This window comes from Roseburia sp. 1XD42-69, assembly GCF_003612565.1.
GTDB lineage: Bacteria > Bacillota > Clostridia > Lachnospirales > Lachnospiraceae > Roseburia_B.
On the sequence record NZ_RAZG01000151.1, the window covers coordinates 1 to 3,260 of the forward strand.

A 3,260-nucleotide genomic window follows, 5' to 3' on the forward strand; every position below is an offset into this window, starting at 1 on the left:
TCTCCTTTGCTCTTTCACTTGATAGTATAGGTTGTTCAACTTTTTCTGTCCACACTTATATACTAACACCAAATTCACATTGAACGAGGCAGAAATCACTTTATGCAATCAATGGCTCAACGACTACTGTAATGTACCGTATGCGTTGCTAAAAGATAGTATTGATGAGTTTTCTTGGGGGTTGGAACAAATTGATATTCCCACTGGATTTGAACAGTATACAACAACATTGGAAATGACACTCTTGCCTCAAAATCAACCCGGTAAAAAGCAGATGTTGGCCAATAGAATCAGCGCCCTATTGGGAAATACATCAACAGAAATCCAACAAATTCATCAGAAGATACTGGATTTTTATAGATTTCGTTCAGAATCGTTACATGAGGGCGATGGTTCCAATATTACTGATTCTGAATTACATGAACTTGAAAATATTACAAGAGTGGTTCTAAAGAAAATTTTAATGCGTTGTAAAAGCGAATACAATTCAAATTCTGGAATTACATGGAATGAGATAAAAAGCATGGTGATGAATGACTTGATTGTTCAAGTCACTTCATTAAAAAATTCGGGTATTTTACCCGCATAAAATTGATGTTGAAAATTGTACTTTCAAAGGTTTATGAGTGGAGGAAAACCCCAAGGCTGCCAGCCCACTCGCCGACCAGTTCCACCAAGAGCATAGCGGAGAACTGGAGCGCCACGCAGACCGCCTCCACGCCGAATAGGATTGCCACGTTCAGCCAGTCCCGGACGCACACCTGATAGATGCCGCAGGCCAGCACTACCAGCATGAACAGCCCGACCACATAGGCAGAGAGGTTGGATGCCAGCTTACCGATGATGTGGAGCGTGTAGAGCGCCAGCATCAGGGGGAGCGCCAGCAGTTTCAAAGGGAGTTTCAGAAACCTCATATCTTGTCCCGTCCTTTCCTGTTTCCTGGGTACAGTTTACCGCGCCGGCCCGCTGTCCGGCAAGGATGCCGGGTATGTAGAGGTTTTATATCAGCTACATCTTGAAGTGCAAAGTTGGGTGTGGTATAATTCAACTCGACAAATCGGAATTCGATGAGGAACAAAATATGAACAATATATTAGAAACAAATTTACACTTAACTCACCCTCCTATCTCTATCAAAGATTTCAACCGTATAAAGAAAGCACCTATACTCGATCCTGAACTCTGGCGTGAGAAAGAAAGCCTCGACAATGCTTCCCTCTATATCATAGGCAAACGAGAAGTGCCGGTTTTCGTTCCACGAAGGGAAATATCAGATAAATCTTGCTTAATCCTTGACGTTGAGGTGGGTAAAGCATCCTTCCGCATCTTCATCCCTGCATCGAAAAATCCAAAATATTCATTGAACGGCTTTGCAGGAATAAAAACGGAACCAGAGGGATTGGAGAAAGCGCAGAAAGTATGGCTGTTCGCTTTTAATGATAAGGGTGAAGCTGTTTCCAATATTGGATTTACTTTCGATGAACTGATTTATTATTGTAGTAATGACTGGTTCCACATTATCATGAAGAGCGATTTTACCTCAGCAATTACCTACGAGGTTCTTTATGTAGGAGAGTGTGTCGGGGAGAAACTGACACAGAGGTTTAAGGCGCATCATGCCCTACAAGATATGCTTATAGAAGAGAAAGTAATATCACCTAGTTTTGACAAAAGTGAAGAACTTATATTGATGCCGTTTACCATCGATTCCTACATGGGTACGATGCTCACGGGATTCAGTCCAGAGAATGACTGGATGAAAGCACTCACCGGGAATTTTGACGTAACGCCTAACCAGATAAGCCTTGATGCAGAAAAGGCTCTCGTTCATGGCATGAATCCAAAGTATAACCACATACGATTTAAGAACTATCCACTTTCAAAGGATGGCCTGTATAAATCCGATGCCAGTGTCTTTTGCTACTCAATCGCGGAGAACATAATTCTGAAGTATGACGCAGGGAACATCATAGGTTGTCCAGAAACGGCATTTGCTTCATCCATTGTGGGAGATAAGGACGGGTACACTAAAGTCTTTGTTTCGGGCGAGGACAAGGCTGAACGGTATGCGAAAAAATGGTATGCCGAACATGAGAAGCGAATGATTGAAGAAGGTTATACATTTACAAGCTCAGATAGTTAACACGCTGACGGGTGTATATGACGTTCACATAAAGCTCTTTCACAAATTTGCGTTTCTTCTGAAAATCAAATTTGCATTTATCGGGCAGTTATCCAGTGTGGGTAACTGCCCTTTTCGTTGCCAGTATGTAAAGGGCGCAAACTGCTCTGCGCCCTTTTGCAAAACTTTTGAAGCCCCAGCCGCTATCGGATATTGGCAAGGCGGGCAAGGGACTGTCTGGACAGCTCCCATATCTCGTCCAGCCGGGAGCGCAGGTCCTCAATCTCTTACACTTATATGGTACTAAAATGCGCCCGCAGATGGGGCGTGTCACCGCTGCTGGTCCCGCTGCCGCCGCCTCTGCCACTGCTCCAGCAGGCGGAGGATGGTATCGCTCATCTGCCTGGGCGTGTAGGACTTGGGGAAGAACTTCTGGAGGTCGCTGGTCTTGAAAGCGATCTGCCCCAGGTCGTCCTTCTTCACCTCATCCATGATGCCGCACATATCGTCCAGGGTGCAGCCGCTCTCCTGGCTCTTTTTCTTCATGCGCTGGGCCTGGGACAGGGACGGGGCGGCCTGAGCATAGTCCATAGCCTCCAGGAAGTTCCGCTGTTCCTCCGGCTTCAGATAGGACAGCTCCACGGCGGGATTGAAAGCGATCTTCTTCTCATCCACCATATCCATAAGTTCCGGGATGAGGTTTGTCAGGCGGATATACCGCTTAACGGTATCTTTGCTGATACCCTCGGCCTCACCGATCTGCTCCGTGGATAACTTCGGTGCAACTTGCTCCGAAGTCAGGTCTGTGCGCCGCCCCTGATGTCTGAGCGCCTCCAGCTTCATCTTGTACGCCATAGCCTTTTCGCTGGGCAGGATGTTCTCCCGCTGGATGTTGGAGTCCACCATCATGATGACGGCGGCATCATCGTCCAGTTCTCGGACAATGACAGGGATGGCATCCAGTCCCGCCAGTTCCGCGGCATGATGGCGCCGGTGGCCGGAGATGATCTCATAAAGAGATTAGAGATAAGAGTATAGAGAATAGAGAGGGGGATATGGCACACGCCTATGGGAGATACCGGAATGTATTTCTATCTTCCGCAGAACTGGCAGAACTCCAGACGGAACTTCCCTCTCT

The 3,260-nt window shown here is 46.5% G+C and carries 3 protein-coding genes and 1 pseudogene; 2 read left to right on the forward strand and 2 right to left on the reverse strand.

The window, feature by feature from the left end:
- The first annotated feature begins 79 nt into the window (after nucleotides 1-79).
- On the forward strand, nucleotides 80-589 hold the full coding sequence (locus D7Y06_RS24375; protein WP_243119502.1) for a hypothetical protein: 510 nt from the start codon (nucleotides 80-82) through the stop codon (nucleotides 587-589).
- Between the two features lie 31 nt (nucleotides 590-620).
- Here the strand turns inward: D7Y06_RS24375 and D7Y06_RS24380 are convergent, their stop codons facing one another.
- Nucleotides 621-914, reverse strand: a complete 294-nt coding sequence (locus D7Y06_RS24380) for a hypothetical protein (RefSeq protein WP_120410079.1) — start codon at nucleotides 912-914, stop codon at nucleotides 621-623.
- Nucleotides 915-1,081: 167 nt separating this feature from the next.
- Between D7Y06_RS24380 and D7Y06_RS24385 the strand changes: the two genes are divergently transcribed.
- Nucleotides 1,082-2,143 carry a hypothetical protein gene (locus D7Y06_RS24385; RefSeq protein ID WP_120410080.1) on the forward strand — a complete coding sequence of 354 codons (1,062 nt, stop codon included), beginning with the start codon at nucleotides 1,082-1,084 and terminating at the stop codon, nucleotides 2,141-2,143.
- 309 nt (nucleotides 2,144-2,452) lie between these two features.
- Here the strand turns inward: D7Y06_RS24385 and D7Y06_RS24395 are convergent.
- A pseudogene (locus tag D7Y06_RS24395) lies at nucleotides 2,453-3,136 on the reverse strand (ParB/RepB/Spo0J family partition protein); the annotation flags it as partial.
- Nucleotides 3,137-3,260 lie beyond the last annotated feature (124 nt).